At 41.7% G+C, this 23383-nt stretch carries 18 protein-coding genes; 15 read left to right on the top strand and 3 right to left on the bottom strand.

What is annotated here, in order from left to right:
• Window positions 1-48 precede the first annotated feature (48 nt).
• The 13 genes from G613_RS0101900 to G613_RS0101840 all read left to right on the top strand — a co-directional run bounded on the left by G613_RS0101900 (window position 49) and on the right by G613_RS0101840 (window position 17631).
• Window positions 49-2505: a homocysteine S-methyltransferase family protein gene (locus G613_RS0101900; RefSeq protein ID WP_029231039.1), complete on the top strand. Its 2457-nt coding sequence runs from the start codon at window positions 49-51 to the stop codon at window positions 2503-2505.
• Between the two features lie 31 nt (window positions 2506-2536).
• Window positions 2537-4165 carry a biosynthetic-type acetolactate synthase large subunit gene (ilvB, locus tag G613_RS0101895; RefSeq protein ID WP_029231038.1) on the top strand — a complete coding sequence of 543 codons (1629 nt, stop codon included), beginning with the start codon at window positions 2537-2539 and terminating at the stop codon, window positions 4163-4165.
• An 11-nt stretch (window positions 4166-4176) separates the two neighbouring features.
• On the top strand, window positions 4177-4659 hold the full coding sequence (gene ilvN, locus G613_RS0101890; protein WP_029231037.1) for an acetolactate synthase small subunit: 483 nt from the start codon (window positions 4177-4179) through the stop codon (window positions 4657-4659).
• Window positions 4660-4685: 26 nt separating this feature from the next.
• Window positions 4686-6179, top strand: a complete 1494-nt coding sequence (locus G613_RS0101885; protein WP_029231036.1) for a diguanylate cyclase domain-containing protein — start codon at window positions 4686-4688, stop codon at window positions 6177-6179.
• Window positions 6180-6285: 106 nt separating this feature from the next.
• On the top strand, window positions 6286-7374 hold the full coding sequence (locus tag G613_RS0101880) for a sugar ABC transporter substrate-binding protein (RefSeq protein WP_081647730.1): 1089 nt from the start codon (window positions 6286-6288) through the stop codon (window positions 7372-7374).
• Entirely contained in the window at window positions 7367-8842 is a 1476-nt protein-coding gene (locus G613_RS0101875; RefSeq protein WP_029674397.1) for a sensor histidine kinase, read from the top strand. Before G613_RS0101880 ends, G613_RS0101875 begins: the two co-directional genes overlap by 8 nt.
• A gap of 2 nt (window positions 8843-8844) precedes the next feature.
• Window positions 8845-10440, top strand: a complete 1596-nt coding sequence (locus G613_RS0101870) for a response regulator transcription factor (RefSeq protein ID WP_029231034.1) — start codon at window positions 8845-8847, stop codon at window positions 10438-10440.
• Between the two features lie 11 nt (window positions 10441-10451).
• A complete protein-coding gene (locus tag G613_RS0101865; protein ID WP_029231033.1) occupies window positions 10452-11516 on the top strand; it encodes a sugar ABC transporter substrate-binding protein in 1065 nt (354 codons plus the stop codon).
• Between the two features lie 219 nt (window positions 11517-11735).
• Window positions 11736-12815 carry a multiple monosaccharide ABC transporter substrate-binding protein gene (gene chvE / locus G613_RS0101860; RefSeq protein ID WP_029231032.1) on the top strand — a complete coding sequence of 360 codons (1080 nt, stop codon included), beginning with the start codon at window positions 11736-11738 and terminating at the stop codon, window positions 12813-12815.
• A 64-nt stretch (window positions 12816-12879) separates the two neighbouring features.
• Window positions 12880-14433 carry a multiple monosaccharide ABC transporter ATP-binding protein gene (gene mmsA, locus G613_RS0101855; RefSeq protein ID WP_029231031.1) on the top strand — a complete coding sequence of 518 codons (1554 nt, stop codon included), beginning with the start codon at window positions 12880-12882 and terminating at the stop codon, window positions 14431-14433.
• Window positions 14430-15620, top strand: coding sequence for a multiple monosaccharide ABC transporter permease (mmsB, locus tag G613_RS0101850; RefSeq protein WP_029231030.1), 1191 nt, complete (start codon window positions 14430-14432; stop codon window positions 15618-15620). Before mmsA ends, mmsB begins: the two co-directional genes overlap by 4 nt.
• Window positions 15621-15897: 277 nt before the next feature.
• Window positions 15898-16590 (top strand): iron-sulfur cluster assembly scaffold protein, encoded by a 693-nt coding sequence (locus tag G613_RS0101845; protein WP_029231029.1) that lies wholly within the window; start codon window positions 15898-15900, stop codon window positions 16588-16590.
• A 21-nt stretch (window positions 16591-16611) separates the two neighbouring features.
• Window positions 16612-17631: a GGGtGRT protein gene (locus tag G613_RS0101840; protein ID WP_029231028.1), complete on the top strand. Its 1020-nt coding sequence runs from the start codon at window positions 16612-16614 to the stop codon at window positions 17629-17631.
• A 131-nt stretch (window positions 17632-17762) separates the two neighbouring features.
• On the opposite strand, the gene G613_RS0101835 is transcribed toward G613_RS0101840, so the two are convergent.
• The 3 genes from G613_RS0101835 to G613_RS0101825 all read right to left on the bottom strand — a co-directional run bounded on the left by G613_RS0101835 (window position 17763) and on the right by G613_RS0101825 (window position 21719).
• A complete protein-coding gene (locus G613_RS0101835) occupies window positions 17763-18788 on the bottom strand; it encodes a YwqG family protein (protein ID WP_029231027.1) in 1026 nt (341 codons plus the stop codon).
• 95 nt (window positions 18789-18883) lie between these two features.
• Complete coding sequence (locus G613_RS0101830; RefSeq protein WP_029231026.1) at window positions 18884-20329, bottom strand: GGDEF domain-containing protein; 1446 nt, start codon at window positions 20327-20329, stop codon at window positions 18884-18886.
• A 1-nt stretch (window position 20330) separates the two neighbouring features.
• Complete coding sequence (locus tag G613_RS0101825; protein ID WP_029231025.1) at window positions 20331-21719, bottom strand: GGDEF domain-containing protein; 1389 nt, start codon at window positions 21717-21719, stop codon at window positions 20331-20333.
• A gap of 293 nt (window positions 21720-22012) precedes the next feature.
• Here G613_RS0101825 and G613_RS0101820 point away from each other — a divergent pair, with 293 nt between their 5' ends.
• Together G613_RS0101820 and G613_RS0101815 are read left to right on the top strand one after the other, a co-directional pair.
• Entirely contained in the window at window positions 22013-22459 is a 447-nt protein-coding gene (locus tag G613_RS0101820) for an NfeD family protein (protein ID WP_029231024.1), read from the top strand.
• Window positions 22459-23376, top strand: a complete 918-nt coding sequence (locus G613_RS0101815; RefSeq protein WP_029231023.1) for an SPFH domain-containing protein — start codon at window positions 22459-22461, stop codon at window positions 23374-23376. Before G613_RS0101820 ends, G613_RS0101815 begins: the two co-directional genes overlap by 1 nt.
• The last annotated feature ends 7 nt before the right edge of the window (window positions 23377-23383 follow it).

Below are 23383 nucleotides of genomic sequence, written 5' to 3'. Positions count from 1 at the left end.
AGTTTATAGTGGGGAGTAATATTTCACAATACAGACAGGTTGTAAAGTATGAACAAAAAAGAATTTTTAGAATTAAGTAATGATAGATTATTGTTCCTTGATGGTGCTACCGGAACTAACCTAATGAAGGCAGGAATGCCTGCAGGAGTGTGCCCTGAGAACTGGATCCTTGAACATAAGGATGTCATGCTGGATCTTCAGAGACGCTATGGCGAAGCAGGGTCCGACATTATTTATGCGCCGACCTTTACAGGTAACAGAATAAAGCTTGCAGATTACGGACTTGGCGACAGAATTGAGGAAATTAACACAGAGCTTGTTAAGCTTACCAAAGAGGCTGCACCTAACGCACTTGTTGCCGGTGATATTACCATGACCGGCAGACAGCTAAAGCCCATTGGTGATCTTGATTTTGAAGAACTAATAGAAGTTTACAAGCAGCAGATAAAGATTTTGGAGGCTGCAGGCTGTGACCTTCTGGTTATTGAGACTATGATGAGTCTTCAGGAGTGTCGAGCAGCACTCATAGCTGCAAAGGAAGTTAGTGACCTTGCTGTTATGGTAACTCTTACCTTTGAAGCAGACGGAAGAACACTTTACGGCTCTGATGCAGCATCAAGTGCTATTACTTTAGAAGCTCTTGGAGCATGTGCTATTGGAGCCAACTGTTCAACAGGCCCAGATAAGATGGTGGAGATTATCAGCAGTATGGCGGCTGTAACAAGTATTCCAATTATAGCCAAGCCAAATGCAGGACTTCCCTCTGTGGATGAAAACGGCAATACTGAGTACGACATGGATGCTGATACTTTTGTGGCTGAAATGGAGCAGCTTGTAAAGGCCGGGGCTTCAATTATCGGTGGCTGCTGCGGAACTACACCTGATTATATTAAGGGCATCAAAGATAAATATGGCTGCGTTAAGCCTTCTGAAATTAGAGATACGGAAGGAAATCCTATCCCAAGAAAAATTTGCGGAAGACGTTATCTTGCTTCAGAGCGAATGAGCTTTTCTTTTGACATGGATGATAATTTCATGATCGTAGGTGAGAGAATCAATCCAACCGGTAAAAAGAAACTTCAGGCAGAGCTAAGGGAAGGATGTCTTGATATGGTGGCTGATTTTGCTGCTAATCAGGAAAAAGAAGGTGCTTCAATCCTTGATATTAACGTGGGAATGAGCGGAATTGACGAAAAGGAAATGATGCTCAAGGTCATGGAAGAAGTCATGTCCATTACAGACCTTCCTCTTTGCATTGATACAAGTAGTGCTGAAGTAATGGAGGCAGCTCTTCGAATTTACCCTGGAAGAGCTCTAATGAATTCGATCTCTCTTGAAAAGGGTAAGGCTGAGAAATTCCTTCCTCTTGCCAAAAAATACGGTGCTATGTTTATTCTGCTTCCACTGGCGGAGGCACTTCCTAAGGATAGTCAGGAAAAGATTGATAATATTACCAAGCTGTCAGCCATGGCAGCTGACCTGGATATGACCAAAGAGGATATTGTTGTTGATGGCCTTGTGGCTACAGTAGGTGCTGATCCAAATGCGGCGCTTAATACTCTTGATACCATAGGGTATTGTCATGAAAACGGCTATGCTACGATTTGCGGATTATCCAATATTTCTTTTGGACTTCCTCAGAGAAGTAACGTAAATACAGCCTTTCTTACCATGGCAATTGCAAGGGGCCTTACCATGGCCATAGCAAATCCTTCTCAGGAAATGCTTGTAAATGCGTCATTTGCATCAGATCTTCTCCGTAAGAAGGAGGGAGCTGACGTCAGATACATTACCAGAATGGAAAGATATGCTGATGCAGCTCAAAATGTACCGGTCGCCAATCCGACAAAACCTGTTTTGGAAAACGATAATATTCTTGATATAATTAAGAAGGATGTACTTACCGGAAATAAAAGATCCATTGTAAAGGATACGGAAAAGGCAGTTAAGGAGGGATTTGCTCCCAGACAGATTCTTGATGATATCCTTATGCCGGCAATTAACGAAGTTGGAGATCTTTTTGATAAGGGCAAATATTTCCTTCCACAGCTTATAGCAGGAGCAGAGGCTATGAAGCTCTCTATTGGCTTTCTGGAGCCGCTTCTTAAGGAGGGAAATGATTCTGATAAAAAGCTTCCTTCAATAGTTATTGCTACAGTTCATGGTGATATACATGATATTGGCAAGAATCTTGTGGCTCTTATGCTCAAAAACTATGGCTTTGATGTGATTGACCTTGGAAAAGATGTACCAAGGGAAGAAATCATAAAGGCTGCCAAGGAGCATGATGCCAAGATCATAGCTCTTTCAGCGCTTATGACAACTACCATGAAAGAGATGAAAAATGTAGTGGAACTTGCTCATGCTGAAGGTCTTGATGCCAAGATAATCATAGGAGGCGCAGTTGTAACCCAGGACTACGCAGATGAAATCGGTGCTGACGGATATTCCTCAGATGCGGCCGATGCTGTCAGAGTTGTTAAAAACATCCTTGGAATAGAGTAAAAAGAAAAATCGTAATGTTGGAGGCTACCACATGAATGGTGCTGAAGTAATTGTAAAGTGTCTTGAAAAAGAAAATACTAAAGTTATTTTTGGCTACTCAGGCGTAGCAATAGATCCTTTTTGGAATAAGATGACGGAGTCCCGCATTAAGAGAGTTTTAGTGCGTACTGAGCAAAATGCTGCACACCTTGCCAGCGGCTACGCAAGAATAAGTGGCGGAGTTGGTGTATGTGCTGTGACTTCAGGCCCCGGGGCAACAAATCTTATAACAGGAATTGCTACAGCTTATGCAGACAGTATTCCTATGGTAGCAATCACAGGCCAGGTTAACAGCGACATGATCGGAAGCGATGTTTTCCAGGAAGCTGATATAACCGGTGCTGTTGAATCTTTTGTTAAGTATAGTTATCTGGTAAGAGATGTAGAAGATCTTCCAAGAATTATAAAAGAAGCATTCTACATTGCAGGTACGGGAAGACGCGGGCCTGTTCTTATTGATATTCCTTTTGATGTGCAGAATGCGGAATTTCCGGGCAAATTTTCATATCCGGAATCTATATCTATGAGAAGCTACAAGCCCACAGTTAAGGGAAATGTAGCCCAGATCAAAAAGGTCATAAAAGAAGTTGAGAATGCCAAGAGGCCTATAATCTGTGCTGGAGGCGGCGTTCATCTTAGTCAGGCAGTAGCTGAAATCAGAAAGTTTGCTGAACTTAACAGCGTTCCCGTTGTCTCTACTATGATGGGCATCGGTGTTATGCCTTCAGACCATCCGCTGTATTTTGGCATGGTGGGAAATAACGGACAGCCTTTTGCTAACAGAGCCATGAACGAATCAGACCTTCTTCTCATGGTAGGTGCAAGGGTTGCGGACAGAGCAGTTAACAGACCGGACCTTATTACCGAGAATAAAGTTATGGTACATATAGATGTGGATCCTGCAGAAATTGGCAAAAATGTTGGCCCCACAATTCCACTTGTTGGTGATATCAAGCATATTTTCCAGGATTTTCTTGAACAGGATGACCATGCGGATGATCATTCGGACTGGCTTGAAACTCTTAATTCCTACAAAAAAGAAATGGCTTCTGGAAGAACACCCTATGATGGTGACTGGGTTGAACCCAAGGACTTTATGGAAAAACTGTCAGCAGTGGTCAAGGATGATGCCATCTATGTTGCGGACGTAGGACAGAACCAGATGTGGTCCTGTGCTTACTACAAGGTTAAGGATGGAAGATTCCTTACTTCCGGCGGAATGGGAACCATGGGTTATTCAATTCCTGCTGCTATGGGAGCCAAGTTGGCTGATTCCGGCAAACAGGTTCTTGCCGTTACAGGAGATGGAGCCTTCCAGATGTCTATGATGGAGCTGGCTACAATGCGCCAGTATGGCGTAAATATCAAGATCATTGTTATGAAGAACGGCTTCCTTGGAATGGTACGTGAACATCAGCACTACGCCTACGATGACAATTATTCCATGGTAGAACTGAAAGGTGATCCTGATCTTTCTTTGATTGCTGCAGCCTATGGCATGGAATATATGAAGGTAACAGGAGAGGACGACATCACAGCTAAACTTAAACAGTTCTTTAGTGATGACCAGGCAGGAATCATGGAGGTTCGTGTTAACCCCATGGAACTTGTTAAGTATTAAGGGGGCACCAAATGCGTAGAATATATTCAATACTGGTTGAGAACAGAGCCGGTGTACTTTCTAAAGTGGCGGGGCTCTTTTCCAGGAGAAATTTTAATATTGACTCTCTTGTTGTAGGTGAAACCGCGGATAAAGCCATTTCAGCCATGACCATTGTTTCATCGGGAGACGAGCGTACAATTGAGCAGATTGAGAAACAGCTCAACAAAAAGATTGATGTAATTAAAGTTAAGACCTTTAAAGAGAGCATGTCCATTAATAGGGAGCTAATGCTTATCAAGGTCAAATACAATAAGGAAAACCGAAGGGACATCATGGAAAACTGCGAGATTATGCATGCCCAGATAGTAGATATGTCCAAGAATATGATGATGATACAGCTCTGCGATACCTCTGAGCGAATCGAACTCTTTATTGAAATGATGAGGAGTGTATCCATTGTAGAAATTGCTCGAACAGGTACCGTAGCTCTTACAAAATGTAAGGAACAGTAATCTTTATCTTTGAGGGGGATTAAGATATGTTCATGAATATGAAAAGAGCCAAGCTCATAGCCTGGGGCATGGCAATTTGTTTTTTGTTTATCCACGTGTTGATGCTCACAGTCTTTTGGCAGTGCGGCGTCAAGCCAATGGCGTATTTCAACATTTTCAGCATAGTATTCTACTTATTTATGCTTTATGTGGTGCATAAGGAGTTGCTTCCTTTTTATGCAGTGACTGTTTATTTGGAAGTGGCGCTTCACATGACTTTGGCTGTTATTCTCACCGGCTGGGGCAGTGGCTTCCAGGTTACACTTATCGGAATGAATGTTTTGGCGTTTTATGCCGAATATACCGGGCGTTCGCTCAAGCTTAAGTTTGTTCCCGTCCTTCCCATGGGAATTCTTGGTATGATCCTTTATCTGGGGACTTGCGTTTATCTGCAATTTTATCCGGCCCCATATTCTCTTCCCCAAATTGCTGAATTCTGGCTTTCAATACTCTGGGGAGTAATTGTTTTTGTAATCAATCTCTTTGTTTTACAGCTCCTGGTTTTGATTGTGGATTCTTCTGAAAAGCAGCTTGAATATCAGCTTTCTCATGACAAACTTACAGGTTTGCCCAACAGGTATTTTTTATCCAAGCATTTTGAAAAACTCCACAGTGACAATAAGCCTTATTGGATTGCTATCTCCGATATAGATGACTTTAAGAAGGTAAATGATGTTTACGGACACAATTGCGGAGACTATGTTCTTAAGAAGGTCGGAGAGATTTTGTCCGGCAAGGGCGCTATGTGCGGACGCTGGGGTGGTGAGGAATTTATTTTTGCCCAGGCTGGCTCTGAGAAATTATCTGATCCCTATGACTTTTTAAATGATCTTAGAAAGGCTATAAAGGATTATCCTTTTGAATATGACGGACAGAGAGTGAAAGTAACCATGACCTTTGGTCTTGCCTGTTCATCAGAAGGAAAAGAGATAGACGATATTATCCGCGATGCTGACGAAAAGCTTTATGCCGGTAAGCACAGTGGTAAAAATGTAGTTGTGGATGATAAACACTTTGAAAAACGCAAAATGACTGATTTGCAGGATCCGCTTACTCACGTTAAGAACAAGCTTGCCTACGAAAAGATGGAAGAGTCCCTTGGCTGGGATATTCAGAAGCATACGGCGCAGTTTGCTATTGTGAGAGTTCTTTTGCATAATTCCAATGAAATAAATGACAGGTTTGGAATTGATAAGAAAAATAAGTACATTATCGGGGCCTGCAGGATTATTTGTAGCGTATTTATGAATTCTCAGGTGTTCAGAGTGGATCAGGATGAATTCCTTGTTGTACTTACAAACCGTGATTACTATGACAGGGATGATCTTCTCTTGAAATTAAAAGATAAATATACCGAGACTATAAATAACAGTATGAATGAGCCTTGGGAAAGATATCACGCCGACTGTTTGGTAGAAACATACAGCGAAAAGGATTCGGATGTGGCCTCTGTTGTAAGGCGCCTTAAAGAGGCTAAATAACTATAAACTGAATAAAAATGGGATAGGTGGATTTTTTTGTCATAAGTATAAAAATGACAAGAAAATCCACTTTTTTTAGCCAACTCCATCTGCTAAAATCTTCCATATGAAAAACCAAAATGATGATATTTATCAAAAGAGAATAAGCAGGCAATACCTGATTTTGGTATTTACTCTTTTCTTTGTAGTAGCAACACTTCTTGCAGGGTCCCTATACTTTAGATTTTATAGGGCAGACATAACAAGGCAGGCAGAAAGTAAGGAATACGACAAGTACTTTGTGATGATAACGGACAATTATAAGTCTGATTTCTGGCAATCAGTGTATAGGGGAGCACTGGATACAGCCAAGGAACATGGTATTTATGTAGACTTATTGGGAGAGAATCTTTCGGGGGATTATTCCATAGAGGAACTGATGCGAATTGCCATAGCATCCGAGGTTGATGGAATAATCGTCTATGCCAGCGAAGCGCCGCAGATGGTAAGCCTTATCAATGAGGCTGTATCAAATGGAATTCCTGTTGTTACCTTATACGGAGACAGTACACACTCAGACAGGCTGAGTTTTGTAGGTGTGGGCGGATATAGCGTCGGCAAACTATACGGCAAGCAGATTGTTAACATTATCAAGGAAAAGAGAAGGCAGGAGCTCCTTGAAGCTAACAAGATTGAAGACAGGACTCAGGTCCAGATAGCGGTTCTTGCAAGTACAGATACGCTGGATGCGGGACAGAACATTATCATTTCTTCCATGCAGGATACCATAAGGCAGGAAAATGCTACAGATTCTGAGTTTGCAGTATCAATAGTTGCAGTGGATAATACCAATGCATTTGCAGTTGAGGAGTCTATCAGGGATATCTTTATGCAGGAGGAGGTTCCTGATGTAATAGTGTGCCTTAACGAGCTTAATACAATCTGTGCATATCAGGCCGTGGTTGATTTCAATAAGGTAGGCGAAGTAAATGTCCTTGGTTACTATGACTCAGAGGACATATTAAACGCCATAGACAGGGGCGGAATCTATGCCACAATATCAATAGATACCCTTCAGCTTGGACAGTATAGTGTTCAGGCTCTTTTGGATTACATGGAGCTTGGAAATACCAGCGAGTATTTTACTGCTGACACCATGCTTATAGATAAAGAAAACGTGGGTACATTTAAACACAGGGAGGAGCAGGATGAATAGATTTTTAAACAGCTCCCTCCAAACCAAGATCATTAGCGTCTGTGTTTTTGCCAACGTACTTATATTTGTTGTAAATATCTTTTTGCTGGTGGGAATAAACAGCATGTCCGGTGACATGGACATGGTCTACAAGGATAACAGGGCCCTTAACGAGCTTACAAGCGCGCTGGACGGGGTGCAGGATTCAATGACTCTATACCTTAGTTCCAAAACCAGTGACTCTTTGGAAAACTATTATATACACGCTCAGGAACTGGCTAATCTTGCGCAGGAACTTGATGACAGCATAACAGATCTTTCCTATAGGCGTATGGAGAGAAACATCAAGTACATGATCATGAACTACCTTGATGAGGTAGAGGGAACCATAGATGGTAAGCGTGGAAGAAACGTAGAAAAATACAGGGCCGGTTACGAGAGATCGGCAGAGCTTTATGGAGATATCAAGGCTTATCTTTCAAGACTAAACCTTGAGCTTTTTGTGGTAAACTCCGATAATTTCAGTTCTCTTTTAACTGCCTTCAGGTACTTTGAAATTGTGGCCGTTGTAGTGATGACACTGGTAATGATAGGAAATGTCTTTATTGTCACAAGTTTTGTAAAGACAATGATACTTCCTCTTAAAAAGCTTTCTGATTCGGCTGATGAAGTATCGGATGGTAACTTTGATATAGTTCTTCCAAACGTTCATTATAACGACGAGGTGGGAATTGTTATCGGAGCCTTCAATAAGATGGTTATCAGTATAAGGGACTATATTGAGAGGCTTCGTGAAAGTCTTGAAAAAGAAAAGGACATGCAGGAAAAAGAGCTTACTATGGAGGCACATCTTAAGGATGCACAGCTTAAGTATTTAAAGGCCCAGATCAATCCGCATTTTCTTTTTAATACCCTTAATGCCGGAGCCCAGCTTGCAATGATGGAGGGGGCTGACAGGACCTATGAGTACGTACAGACAGTGGCTGACTTTTTCAGATATAATGTCAAAAACAGACAGGATACCGTAAGGATAAGGGAAGAAGTAAATCTTGTAGATAATTACATTCAGATTCTGAACGTAAGGTTTTCAGGTGATATCGGCTATGACAAGCAGGTGGATGAAAGGCTTCTTGATTACAAGATGCCAAGTATGATACTTCAGCCTATAGTTGAAAATGCTGTAAACCATGGCATAAGGGAAATGGCCGGGGAAGGTAAGATTCTTTTAAAGGTTTACAGAGAGGACGATAAGCTATGCATCAGTGTCGTAGATAACGGCAAGGGCATGGATGAGGAAACAATAGAAGAGATTCTTTCCGGTACAAGAAATCCAGACAAGATAAGCTATGACAACAATGGTATGGGAATGGATAATGTAATATCCAGACTACGAATATTTGCCGGAACGCAGGATGTGATCAGTATACAAAGCGGTGGCACAGATATGGGATGTGAAGTTAAGATAAGCTTGCCGCTTGGGGGAAATTAAGTATGTACAGAGTTATGCTGGCCGATGACGAAGGAATCGTTATCGACTCAACTAAGTTCATAATAGAAAAAGAGTTTGGCAATACCTGTCAGGTTGAATTTGCCAAGTCGGGGCGAAGGGTAATAGAACTGGCGGAGGTTTTCAGACCGGATATAGCCATTATAGATATTCATATGCCCGGAATAAACGGTATTGACGCCATTAGGGAAATGCAGCGGTTTTGTCCAAACACAGTTTTCATTGTGATGTCGGCCTATGATAAGTTCGACTACGCCAAGGAGGCCATAAAACTTGGGGTAATGGAATATATTACCAAGCCTATGGAGAGGACCAAGGTGGTTGGAGTTCTTAAAAAGGCCATGGAGCAGATAGATTCTGACAGGGAAAAGAGAAGCAACGAGCTACTTATTAAAGAAAAGCTTGAGACGGTAGAGCCTATCATAGAAAACGGCCTTATTTATGACATTCTTTTGCAGGAGCATTTCGAGGAGGATATAGATAATTACAGAACCATCCTTGGAATAAATGAAAACTATGGATACATGATGGCTATTGTGTGTGGAGATTCCCAGGAAGGTAACCACATGACAAATGCGATCGGAAGTTCAGTCAAGGTATCCGGCAAGTTCCAGGAAATTAGAGAAGGCGTTAAGAGCTTTTTTAACTGTAAGATAGGAAATGTAATGGCCAATAAGATTGCCATACTGATTCCCTGTAATGAATCAGAGATGGAGCTGTCTGAGAGGTCGGAGCTTATTGACAGAGCCAGAGAGATGGCAAGGTATTTAAGGAAACGGACAGACATAAGCTTTAGGGTCGGCATTGGAGGCGTTAAGCCGCTTAAGGAATTGGGGGATTCCTACAAAGAGGCCTTAAACGCGCTAATTGCTACAACCGGTACGGTAGCCCATTCGGACGATCTTAATACCGCCTGCGACTATGAGGACGGATATCCCAAGGCTTTAGAGAAACCTCTTTTTGAAGCGGTAAGTAAGGGAGATCTTAACGAGACCAAGGTGATAGCCGAGAAATATGCAGACTGGATGTGCAAAAAAGCTATGGACGGCGATCTGATGTCCATGAGACTTAAGGTACTGGAGTTTTCTCTTTATGCGGAACATCTGGCTTACCAGAGCGGAGGCCAGACCTACAGGTACTCAAGCAGGAACAACTATTTGCCTGAGATCATGGCTCTTACAGATACGGATTCCATCAAGAACTGGTTTATGGAAAAGGTGGCTACAGCCTGCAGAGATGTGGCAACCAAGAAGGAGGAAAGATCCGGAAATATCATTAAGACAGCCAAGGACTATATAGATGCACATTTCAATAAGGATATATCTTTAGATGACGTATCCAAGGTTGTGAATATCTCTCCTTATTACTTTAGCAAGATATTCAAGGAAGAGAGTGGTCTTAACTTTATTGAGTATCTGACTAACGTCCGTATAGATAAGGCCAAGAAGCTATTGGAGAGCTCCAATCTTTCGGTAAAAGAAATATGTGTATCCTGCGGATATTCCGATCCCAACTATTTTAGCAGGAGCTTCAAAAAAAACGTGGGAGTAACACCAACGGAATATAAAGAAAGATATTAGGGGGCAAAAACATGGGGAAAAAGAGAAGAGTTTTTGACATTGTTTTATGCATTCTTTTGATTATCTGTTTGCTTTGTGGCTGTGGGAGCGCGGCCAAAGAATCTGTAAGTAATGGCAAATCAGGCGAGGATAAGATACAGATCGGTATGTGCTTTGATTCCTTTGTTATAGAGAGATGGCAAAGGGACAGAGATGTATTTGTCTCTACAGCCAAGGAGCTTGGGGCAGAGGTTAACGTTCAGAATGCCAACGGGGATCCGAACAAGCAAAAAGAACAGATTGACTATTTTATCAAGAAGGGTATGGATGTAATAGTCATCATTAGTATCGATCCGGAGAAAATTGCAGATTCGGTTAAAAAGGCACAGGATGAAGGAATCAAGGTAATTGCCTACGACAGACCCATTACAGGAGCAGGAGCGGACCTATATATATCTTTTGACAATGAGATGGTTGGAGAGATGATGGGGAAGGCTTTCGTAGATAACGGACTTGTAAACGGTAAGGTCGTAATGATCTGTGGATCTCTTACAGACAACAATGTTCCAATGGTCTGTGAGGGTTTTGAAAGAGTCATGGAAGAAAACGGCAATGAGATTCTGGATGTCTTTTACGCAGATGGATGGAAGGCAGAGGCAGCAGGCGACTACGTATATGAGCACACAGACCTGATAGAACAGGCTGATGCAATAATGTGCGGCAACGACGATCTTGCCAGCAGAGTGGTGTATGCTCTTTCGGAAAAGAGGCTTGCCGGCAAGAAAATGGTTGTAGGTCAGGATGCAGACCTTGAAGCCTGCCAGAGAATAGTGGAAGGTACGCAGCTTATGACTGTATATAAGCCTATCGAGAAGCTGGCTAAAAGAGCGGCAGAGGCAGCAGTTATGCTGGCAAGTGGTGAAGAACTATCGGAAGATGAGCTGTCAAATTATTACGATGGTAAAAAGGATGTACCTTATCTTAAGATAGAAACTATCAGCGTATCCAAGGACAATATGGATGAGGTTATAGTAAACAGCGGATTTCATTTAAAAGAGGATGTGTATCTGAACGTTCCGGATATGGCATCAAACTGACGTAAACGTTATAGCACTAATTCAGAATACGGATGGCAGTGTTAGCAAAATAATGCTAGCACTGCTGTTTTTTTGTCTTTTTCCATGACGAAAATATGCAGAACATCGCAAGTTATTGCTTATTTCCATGTGTTAAATTCTTACTTGCAAGGGGCAAACGAAATGCAACTTGAATAGCAATTATTAACTATCAAAAAAGTATTGTTGGAGGAAAAAGAAATGAAGAAAAAGTTACTTAGTGCAGTCTTAGCTGTAGCAATGACAGCATCACTTCTTGTTGGCTGTGGAAGCCAGGCCGATGTTAAGGGCGCAACAAGAGGAAACGGAAAGGTCGGAGTTGCAATGCCAACCAAGGACCTTCAGAGATGGAACCAGGATGGAGCCAATATGGAAGAGCAGCTTAAGGCTGCAGGCTATGATGTTGACCTTCAGTACGCTTCAAACGATATTGCAACTCAGGTTTCTCAGATTGAGAACATGATCAGTAAGGGAGCACAGGTACTGGTTATTGCATCTATCGATGGCGATTCACTTGGAACTGTTCTTGCTCAGGCCAAGGAGCAGGGGGTTAAGGTTATCGCTTATGACCGTCTCATCATGAACTCAGACGCTGTTTCTTATTACGCAACCTTCGATAACTACATGGTTGGAACCAAGCAGGGCGAGTATATCAAGCAGCAGCTTGATCTCGACAATGCAGCTGGTCCGTTCAATCTTGAGATCTTCACAGGTGATCCCGGTGACAACAATGCAAGATTCTTCTATGGCGGTGCTATTGATGTTCTTAAGCCATACATCGAGTCAGGTAAGCTTGTAGTTCAGTCAGGTCAGGTTGATTTTGATAACGTTGCAACAGCTAACTGGTCAACTGAGAACGCACATGCAAGAATGGATGCCATCATCTCAGCTAACTATGCTGATGGTACAAAGATCGATGCAGTTCTTTGCTCAAGCGATTCAACAGCGCTCGGCGTAACAAATTCACTTATGGCTAACTACACAGGCGAGTGGCCTATCATCACAGGTCAGGACTGCGACGTTGCCAACGTTAAGAACATGATTGCAGGAAAGCAGTCAATGTCTATCTTCAAGGATACAAGAACTCTTGCAGCTAAGACAGTAGAAATGGTTGACGCTATCATGAAGGGCACAGAGGCTCCTGTAAACGATACATCAACATACAACAACGGAACTGGAGTTATTCCTTCATTCCTTTGCGAACCTGTATTTGCTGATGCAAGCAACTACAAAGAGCTTCTTATCGATTCCGGATATTACACAGAGGATCAGCTTAAGTAATTTGATTTTGAGGCGGGTCGCCTTAGGCCCGCCTTTACTATGAAAAAAGGAGGAGGGGCTAATAGTGGAGAAAATCTTACTGGAAATGAAGAATATCACCAAGACATTTCCCGGAGTTAAAGCACTTGATAATGTAAATCTCCAGGTTACAGAAGGCGAAATACATGCGCTGGTCGGTGAAAACGGAGCTGGAAAATCCACCCTTATGAACGTACTTAGCGGAGTATACCCTTACGGTTCGTACGAAGGCGATATTATCTATGATTCACAGATATGTCAGTTTAATGCAATAAAAGACAGCGAAGAAAAAGGAATTGTAATTATTCATCAGGAGCTGGCGCTCATTCCGTATATGACAATTGCGGAAAACATGTTCCTTGGAAATGAGAGAGGAACAAAATACAAGATTAATTGGAACGAAACTAACGAACTTGCCAGAAAGTTCTTGAACATAGTTGGTTTGAATGAAAGTACCCAGACACTGATCAAGGATATCGGAGTTGGTAAGCAGCAGCTTGTAGAAATAGCCAAGGCTCTTTCCAAGGATGCAAGGCTTCTTATTCTGGATGAGCCAACTTCATCACTTAATGAGACTGATTCCAGGGCACTTTTGGATCTTTTGCTAAGGCTAAAAAGAGAAAGAAATCTGACCTCTATCATTATTTCCCACAAACTAAATGAAGTATCTTACGTAGCAGATAAGATCACAGTCATAAGAGACGGTTCAACTATCGAAACTCTTACAAAGGGTGTGGACGATTTTTCTGAGGCAAGAATCATCAAGGGAATGGTAGGAAGAGAACTGTCAGACAGATTCCCTAAGAGGCAGCCCCATATTGGAGATGTGGTAATGGAGGTCAGAAATTGGAACGTCTACCATCCTCTTCACAAGGACAGAAAGGTCTGCGACAACGTAAACATTAACGTCAGAAAAGGAGAAGTTCTTGGTATTTCAGGCCTTATGGGAGCAGGAAGAACAGAGCTTGCCATGAGTATCTTCGGAAAAAGCTATGGGGAGAATATTTCCGGAGATATTTATCTTAACGGCAAAAAAGTGGCCTTTAACACTGTAAATAGTGCCATTAAGCATGGACTTGCCTATGTTACCGAGGACAGAAAGGGCAATGGCCTGATCCTTACAAATCCCATTAAGATAAATACAACTTTAGCTAATCTTGAAGCGGTCAGCACCAGAAGAGTTATTGACAAGCACAAAGAATATGCGGTTGCTGTGGACTACAAAGAAAAGCTAAAGACTAAGTGCCCAAGCGTTGATCAGAACGTGGGCAATCTAAGCGGTGGTAATCAGCAGAAAGTTCTTTTGGCAAAATGGATGTTTGCTGATCCGGAGATATTGATCCTGGATGAGCCTACCCGTGGTATTGATGTAGGTGCTAAATATGAGATTTACTGCATAATTAATCAGCTGGTGGCAGAGGGCAAATCAGTAATAATGATTTCCTCAGAGATGCCGGAAATTCTGGGAATGTGCGATCGAATTTATGTAATGAACGAAGGCAGAATGGTTGGGGAACTAGATGCTAAGGATGCAACTCAGGAAAAGATAATGACCTGCATCTTAAAGCCTGCCTATATTAAGGAGGAGTCGGTTTCATGAATAAAGATAAAGTATTTGAGTTCTTGAAAAAGAACACAATGGTAATTGTACTTATAATTGTTCTTTTGTTTTTTAATTGGCAGACCCAGGGCGCAATCCTTATGCCAATGAATGTAAGTAACCTTATATCACAGAATGCATATGTATTTATTCTTGCAACCGGTATGCTTTTGTGTATCTTAACAGGTGGTAATATCGATCTTTCTGTAGGTTCTGTCGTATGTTTTGTAGGTGGTGTTGGTGCAATACTCATGGTTAATCTTGAGGTTCCTGTACCACTGGCAATCCTTATAATGATCCTTATCGGTACCGCAATCGGTGCTTTCCAGGGCTTCTGGATCGCCTTCGTAAGAATTCCTCCTTTCATCGTTACATTGGCAGGAATGCTTGCTTTCAGAGGCCTTTCCAATGTGGTTCTTGGCGGACTTACTGTTCCCATCACAGACAAAACAAGCTTTGTAAATCTTTTTGGCGGCGGTGCCGATTGCTATATTCCTGATTTCTTTGGAAACGGCGACCTTAACATGACATGTCTTTTCGGAGGTCTTCTCGCTGCAATTGCTTTGGTTTCTCTTAATCTGTACAGCAGACAGAAAAAGAAGGCCAGCGGCTATGATGTAGAGCCAATCTGGGCCTTTGGATTTAAGATCGTTCTTATTGCTGCAGCACTGGTTCTTTTCTCTTATAAGCTTGCTCAGCATAAGGGCATTCCTACAGTTCTTATCTGGGTTCTTGTAGTAGTTATCATTTATGGCTACATTACCAGCAGCACAACAACAGGTCGTTACTTCTATGCAGTTGGTGGCAATGAGAAGGCTACAAAGCTTTCCGGTATCGACACAAACAAGGTTTACTTTCTTGCTTATATGAACATGGGATTCCTTGCTGCTCTTGCAGGAATGGTTACCATTGCAAGACTTACTTCAGCTCAGCCAACCTATGGACAGAACTATGAGATGGATGCTATTGGATCCTGCTTTATCGGCGGCGCATCAGCATACGGCGGAATTGGTACAGTTCCGGGGGTTATTGTAGGTGCGGTTCTTATGGGGGTAATCAACCTTGGTATGTCACTTATGGGCGTTGATGCCAACATGCAGAAGGTTGTAAAGGGAGTGGTCCTTCTTGCAGCTGTTATCTTTGATGTTGTTTCAAAGCGCGGTGGAAAGATGATTGTTAAGAACTAATATTAAATATCTATAAATTCGGGCAGGGGCTTGCTAAAGCGCGATAGCAGTCCCTGCTTTTTTGCGCGATAACCATGCTGTTTTTGGGTAAAAAAAGTACTGAAAAAAGGATGTTAAAAAAATATCAAAAACCATTGAAATATAGGAAAAAGTGTGTAAAAATAAGATTGGTGTTCTGCGGTCGGCATATATTTCGCATGAATGCCATCTAGGGATCATTCCCATCTAGGTAGTAAGTAATGAAAGTTACTTTACATAACGAAAGGAGATTTTTCACATGATTTACTCAACAGAGGTAAAAAATATGTGTCCCGTAACACAAGGGGTACATCATGGCGCAGCTCCCATTCCTGAAGAGGCTAAGTGGGTTAAGTCAAAAGAGATCAAGGACATTTCAGGCTATACACATGGTATTGGCTGGTGTGCGCCTCAGCAGGGTTGCTGTAAGCTTTCACTTAATGTTAAGGATGGTATCATCCAGGAGGCTCTTGTAGAGACTATCGGATGTTCAGGTATGACACATTCAGCAGCTATGGCTTCTGAAATTCTTCCTGGCCTTACAGTACTTGAAGCTCTTAACACAGACCTTGTTTGTGACGCTATCAACACAGCTATGAGAGAGCTCTTCCTTCAGATCGTATACGGACGTACACAGTCTGCATTCTCAGAGGATGGACTTCAGATCGGTGCTGGTCTTGAGGATCTTGGTAAGGGTAACCGTTCAATGGTTGGTACTACATACGGAACACTTGAAAAGGGACCTCGTTACCTCGAGCTTACAGATGGTTACATCACAGATATCGCTCTTGACGAGAATGATGAGATCATCGGATACAAGTATGTTAACTTTGGTAAGATGATGGACTTCATCAAGGCTGGTGATGATGCAAACACAGCTCTTGAGAAGGCTAAGGGACAGTATGGACGTGTGGCAGATGCAGCTAGATGCATCGACCCAAGACACGAGTAATAGGTAAGGAGGAATAATAAAATGGCTTTATTTGAATCATATGAAAGAAGAGAGCCCCAGATCCTGGCTTGCCTTAAGGAGTATGGAATTTCTTCTATCGAAGAGTGTAGAGATATTTGCATGAATGCTGGAATCGATGTTTACAAGCTCATCGAGGGCATTCAGCCAATTTGCTTTGAGAACGCTAAGTGGGCTTACACAGTAGGTGCTGCTATCGCAATCAAGAAGAACTGCAGAAAGGCTGCTGATGCAGCTGCAGCAATCGGTATTGGTCTTCAGGCTTTCTGTATTCCTGGATCAGTTGCTGATCGTCGTAAGGTAGGTCTTGGCCATGGTAACCTTGGTAAGATGCTTCTTGAAGAGGATACAGAGTGCTTCGCATTCCTTGCAGGTCACGAGTCATTCGCAGCTGCTGAGGGTGCTATCGGTATCGCAGAGAAGGCTAACAAGGTTCGCCAGAAACCTCTTAGAGTTATTCTTAACGGTCTTGGAAAAGACGCAGCTCAGATCATTTCTCGTATCAACGGTTTCACATATATTGAGACTGAGTACGATTACTACACAGGTGAGGTTAAGGAAGTATTCAGAAAGTGCTACTCAAAGGATGCTAATTCACCTCGTGCAAAGGTTAACTGCTACGGTGCTAACGATGTTCAGGAAGGCGTTGCTATCATGTGGAAGGAGAACGTTGACGTATCTATCACAGGTAACTCAACTAACCCTACAAGATTCCAGCACCCAGTTGCAGGTACTTACAAGAAGGAGCGTACAGAGGCTGGCAAGAAGTACTTCTCAGTTGCTTCAGGCGGCGGTACAGGACGTACACTTCACCCAGATAACATGGCTGCAGGCCCAGCTTCTTATGGTATGACAGATACTATGGGACGTATGCACTCAGATGCTCAGTTTGCCGGATCTTCATCAGTTCCTGCTCACGTTGAGATGATGGGTCTTATCGGCGCTGGTAACAACCCTATGGTTGGTATGACAGTTTCAACTGCTGTATCAATCGAAGAGGCTGCTAAGGCTGGCAAGTTCTAATTTGACTTGATAATAAAAGAAGTTTTGCTTTGGTTATACCAGAGCAAAACTTCTTTTTTGTAGTTATGATAGGAGAAAAGTACTTACAGTTCGTATAAGTTTCTTCGCAAATTACATTTTTACAGAAATAATCAATAGCAGTCCCAATTATAGGTTGCTTTCTCAAAATCAAAGGCTTTAAGTGCATCAGAGGAGATGAAGAAGTTTCCAACACCTGAGTCGCCCCACATAATGCTGATATCATCAGATGTGTCATCTGAATCCATCTGGAATAAAAGAACATCATTTTCACCGGGGTTTCTTGGATCTTCCTGCGTGAAATAAGGGTAACCAAGCATCTTGTGGCCTTGAGATTCATTGAAGGTCTCTGACAGATAATCGAATGTATCTGAATCAAGGAATTTGAAAAGCTTGGAATAAGCTTTAATATCATAAGTATACATATCTATACCAAACTTATCTTTGAGAGTCTTTGCAAATACACTTTCAAATTCGCAACAGCCAAATCCTATAAACTCTTCATCTTCTTTAAACTTAAGTGCGTAGCAGTCGGAAAGAGGAGCATATTTCCCATCTGCTCCGGCAACTTGATTTAGATCACTTGCAGCTTTGATTCCAAGAGCCTTAACGCTTTCTTCTGTTACGGATGGATCAATGGTTTTGTGATATACAACCTTGTAGCCTTTCTCATCATCCAGGCCCATAATATCATCACAGCTAATTAAGAACTGAAGAAGCCCGGTACTTGGCAGTAGTGAAAGTTCAGATGAAGAGTCTTTTCCTGTTGAAAGATTATTCTGTAATTCTGAAAGATTAATCTGTGCCAGGAGAACTAGCTTTACGCCTTCTGAATTTACCGGATACTCCATATCAATAGGCCAGTATGGATATCCTCCGAATTTGCTGTCTGTAAGAGCAATGCATTCTTTTACGTAGGGCTCTATTCGGATCACTTTCTTCATAGAGTTTCTTTTGATTTCCCCGGCAAGTTCTTCAAGTTTGTCCTTCTGAATAAAGAGCTTGCTGTCTTCCACATAGACTGGGGCATCGTTATGCTCCTCGGATTCGTTGTCGTCTGTGTCGATAGACAGATTGAATTCCATCTCTTTAACTTTGCCGCTAAGAAGCTGCTTGATTAAATATAAAATACTACTCATTTTCATACACCTCGTTTAAGTTGATGCATATCATAATAACATAAAGAGCCATCCTTGGCATTATGCAAAGAATGGCTCCTTTATGTTTTATCGTTTTATCTTCTCTTTTCTGGATAGGCCTCGTAGAACTTATCCTTATCCTCATACATTCTCTCGTCAGCGTAGCGCATGGCAAGACGGAGATTACCGGAATCAGGGTCGTGATAATATCCTATGGCGAAATAGAGCCAATCCGGATCGCTGGCTTTTTTTCTTAGTATCCTTATCTTATTTTCAAAGTCAGCCGCAGATGAAAACGATACAATTACAAATTCATCGCCGCCGGCTCTATAGATTTTATCATCAGTAAATACTTCTTTTAACACGTCAGCTGCATATACAAGAAGCTTATCGCCCTGGTCGTGGCCACCGTTATCATTGATAGATTTAAGTCCGTTCAGGTCACAGAAAGCAACGCTTAGTGGCCTAGGATTAAACTCCAATTTAAGGGACAACTCATCCACATTAACATTCATGCAGTTTCTGTTATAAACGCCGGTTAGCATATCGATATTGCTAAGGTATTCAAGCCTTTGTAAAAAGAGATGGTTGGCTACTTCCGATCCAAGGAAGAAGGAGATAAGTTCAATGGTTTCCTTGATCCTTACAAGGTGAGAAACATCGAAATTAGTGATATAGAGATATCCAATAATTGCATTTTGATGAAGGAATGGAACAAGGCACAGACTGACCACGCCATTTTCTCTAAGTGTTTTAACCCACTCAGGTGCCCTTTCTTTCATGGCAGCCATATCATGTTCATCTTTTATTATGATACTGTTAGTCTGCTTAACAAGTTCTTTCCAGCTATCAACTATGGAATAGGGGATTCTTGAAAAAACATCCCTTACATTTATCTTATTGTCAGCAACGGAAGCACTGACTACTTCGAAGGACTTAAAGTCATCATCAATAGTTATGGTGCTGGCTGCGTAGGAATCAGTGTATTCACGGATTTCTTTTGTTACAATTTCCATACTTTCCTGGAATTTCTTTTCGCCTCTTAGTTCCAGACAGGATTTAATAACAAAACTTGCTATATCGGGAGATACGGCTGCAAATTTACCGGTATCCAGTTCCTTGTTCAGAGTATAGGAGAACTGACAAAATGAACAGCCCGGATCGTCGCATTCTTCAACTATGGGATTTAAAATATCCTGAGTCCAAAAGCCGTACATTCTGGTGGTGTCTACATATGTGTTTATGTATTCTTTATTCCAGGCAGCTCTAAAACAAACATCTTCAAAGTTTGGCTCTTTGGGAAGATGCATAGTATATAACTGGTTCTCAATTTCTTTTTCAAAACCGTCATATTCAATATGGGCATCATGCTCAGTATTGGCGAACATGTCATAGTAGCTTTTTTTGAAGGCCTCGTTTATAACTCTGAACTGAACTTCTCCGCATTTGCCATCCGGAAGCTTTTCTACAGATAGGATAGCGCTGGGAATGAGAGATTGGTTAACATAGTCCTTAAGCCTTTTGTATTTATCTTCGTTCATATTATTTCACCATGTCAGGATGATTGTAGTAGAAGTCTTCCTTGAATTCCTGCTCATATTCGTTGGCAAATCTCATAGCAGTGTGGAGGTTTCCTTCTGTCATATCGGTGTAGTAGCCTACTGTGAAGTATACCCAGTCAGGGTCGTGAGCCTTTTCTTTTAACATCTTAATCTTTTCATCAAAGCTCTTTTCGTTACTGTTGGTGGAGATGATGGCAAATTCATCGCCGGAGGATCTGAAGATAAAATCATCCTTGAAAACGTCCCTGAGGATCTTACCTGCGTCGTTGAGCAGATTGTTGCCGGCATCGTGACCTTGCTGAATGTTGACGGTTCGCAGAGTGTTAAGGTTACAGAAAGCAACACTAAATGGTGTATGGTTGATCCTAAGTTCCATTGCAAGCTCGTCAACCTTGGAATTCATGGCATTTCTGTTCATGACACCGGTTCTGATATCAAGAGAACTGAGAGTTTTAAGTTTTTCAACGAAGATGTGATGAGCCACCTCCGAAGAGAGGAAGAAAGATACCATTTCAATAGTATCCTTAATCCTTGAAAGCTTGACTATATCGAAATTAGTTATATAGAGGTAGCCGATGATCATGTTCTGATGAATGAACGGGGCAAGACATAAAGTTCTTACGTCATTATCTCTAAGGGTTTTAACCCATTCCGGGGCACGTTTCTCTATGGCTTTCATGTCATCCTCGTTTCTGATGATGACGCAGTCAGTGCCGGAAACCAGATCTTCCCAGGATTCCACAACTTCATAAGGAATATCGGCAAACAGTTCGTGAAGACTTTTAAGGTTGTTTCTGACACTTTCACTTACTATTTCAAATCTGAACAGATCTTTGGAAACGGTCATTATTGAAGCGGCAAAAGAATCAGTAAATTCCCTTATATCTTTTGTTACAGTGGCCATTGTTGCATAAAAATCCTCATCTTTACGCAGGTTTATGCAGGTTCTGATAACAAAGCTGGCGATGTCAGGAGAGATTATTGAATACTTACCTGAATCAAGCTCTTTGTAAAGGCTATATATGAACTGGCAATAGCCAACCTTTGAGTCACCGTTGTTGGAAATAGGAATTACGATATCCTCAGTCCAATACCCATAAAGTCTGGTGGTATCTACATAAGCATGGTAATGTTCATTATTCCAGGCAGCCTTAAACAAAATCTCTTCGAAGTTGGGATCGCTTGGAATCTTTGCATCATAAGACTGGCCTTCGACATTTTCGCCGGTCATGCTGAACTTGTTATTTGTGGCCAGCATTATTATCTGTCCGCAGGTGCCATCTTCCTTTTTCTCAACGGAAAAAACAGCACTGGGCATATTGCAAAGATTAACGATTGTTTTCAGGGTTTCATAATCGATACCAGACATCCTAGCCTCCATATGGTCAAAAATTACGCCATTACGATTATATTTTTACTATTATATAATAACATATTGTTAACTAAAAAACATTCATTTGTGTTTTTGCAATTATTAAAAGCTTATAAATAAAAACTGTATTTTATGGCAAAAAAATGATGAAAATAAGGGGGATTAGTCACTTCCTTAAGGAGAATTCTTGAAGTATAATTACTAGTAAGCAGTGCAGCGGTCAGCTGCGCTGAAATGTTTATAGTATAGAGCAGACAACTTGTTTTATATTATAGAGAGGAGAAAAGGGGATGAGTAGTGTTTCATATGCGGTATTCTGGCTGCTACTTACTGTTATTCTTGCAGTTATTGAACTTTCCACTATGGGTCTTATAACTATCTGGTTTGCCATAGGCAGTGCTGTAACTATAATTGTGGCGCTACTTGGTGGCAATATATGGGTGCAGCTTTTTACATTTGTAATAGTTTCCACGGTTATTCTTTTAACTGTCAGGCCTATTGCAGCGAGCCACTTTAATAATCAGATCAAGAAAACCAATATTGACGCCATTGTTGGAAGGAAACTCATTGTCAAAACGGATATTGACAACATAAAAGGAACAGGTAAAGTAGAAATGGATGGTTCTACCTGGCTTGCAGCTTCCAGCATTGATGAGGTGGTTATCGAAGCGGGAGCAGAGGTTAGAGTAGTACGTGTTCAGGGAGCAAAGCTTATTGTTGAAAGGGAGGTTATATAATGTCTATTTATGTTATTATCGTTCTTATTATTCTTATTTTGATTCTTTTTGCTGCTAACATTAAGATCGTGCCTCAGGCTCATTCATATGTTGTTGAGAGACTTGGCGCTTACAAGGAGACTTGGGATGTAGGTCTTCACATCAAGGTGCCTTTTATTGACAGAGTTGCAAGACAGGTTGATCTTAAGGAGCAGTATTGCGATTTCCCGCCTCAGCCTGTAATTACACAGGACAACGTTACAATGCAGATCGATTCTATCGTATTCTTCAGAATTTCAGATCCTATGGCATATGCTTATGGTGTAAGAAATCCTATCGGAGCTATTGAGAATCTTACTGCTACAACACTTCGTAACGTAATCGGTTCGCTTACTCTTGATGAGACTCTTACATCACGTGATCAGATTAATGCTCAGATGCAGGATGCCCTTGATATTGCAACAGACCCATGGGGCATCAAGATCACAAGAGTAGAGCTCAAGAACATCAATCCTCCTGAGCAGATCAGAGACGCCATGGAGAAACAGATGAAGGCTGAGCGTGAAAAGAGAGAGAAAATCCTCTTCGCAGAAGGTGAGAAGCAGTCACAGATCACTGTTGCAGAAGGTGAGAAGCAGAGTAAAATCCTTCAGGCTGAAGCTGATAAGCAGGCTACAATCCTTAGAGCTGAAGCTGAGAGGGAAAAGAGAATCCGTGAGGCTGAAGGTCAGGCTGAAGCTATTAAGAGCGTTCAGAGAGCTAATGCCGAAGGTATCAAGATGTTAAAGGAAGCCGGAGCTGATGAGTCAGTTCTTACACTTAAGAGCCTCGAGGCATTCGAGAAAGCTTCCGACGGACAGGCAACCAAGATCATCGTTCCTTCAAATATTCAGGGAATAGCAGGTCTTGCCCAGTCAATCAAGGAAGTTGTTAAATAATAAGGAT

Origin of the sequence: Butyrivibrio sp. VCB2006 (assembly GCF_000420945.1) — a bacterium.
Taxonomy (GTDB): Bacteria; Bacillota; Clostridia; order Lachnospirales; family Lachnospiraceae; genus Butyrivibrio.
Note: the sequence above shows the minus strand (reverse complement) of the source record. Positions and strands in the feature narration are given on the sequence as shown.